General features: G+C 75.1%; 1 protein-coding gene. It reads right to left on the bottom strand.

The genetic code is table 11. From position 1 onward, the window contains the following. Window positions 1–46: 46 nt before the first annotated feature. The coding region (locus G3I78_RS49815) for an Ohr family peroxiredoxin (RefSeq protein ID WP_164437290.1) at window positions 47–406 on the bottom strand (360 nt) is incomplete at its 5' end.

The raw sequence follows: 406 nt of genomic DNA, 5'->3' as shown, positions 1-406 counted from the left end.
GCCCTGTCCGCCCTCCGGTGCGGGGCGCCCGGGGGCGTCCGTCGCCTCAGGCACCGGCGTCGGCGGCGGTGTCGGCGGCGGTGTCGGCGGCGGTGTCGTCAACGGCCCGCAGCGAGAGCTCGATGTTCCCGCGGACCGCCTGTGAGTAGGGGCAGACCGCATCCGCCCGGTGGAGCAGGGGCAGCAGGTCGCCCGCCTTCCACCCCGCCAGGGAGACCGTGAGGCCGACCGCGAGACCGTACCCCGCGGGCGTGTCCGTCGTACCGAGCCGTACCTCGCACGCGACGCGCGCGGCCGAGGCGTCCGCCCCGAACTCGGCTGCGCCCTCGGCGAGCGCGGAGGTGAAACAGGCGGCGAACCCTGCTGCGAACAACTGCTCGGGGTTGGTGGTACCGGGCGTCTTCTT

Source organism: Streptomyces sp. SID13726 (assembly GCF_010548375.1).
Lineage (GTDB): Bacteria > Actinomycetota > Actinomycetes > Streptomycetales > Streptomycetaceae > Streptomyces.
This window is presented reverse-complemented; position numbering and strand designations above follow the sequence as displayed.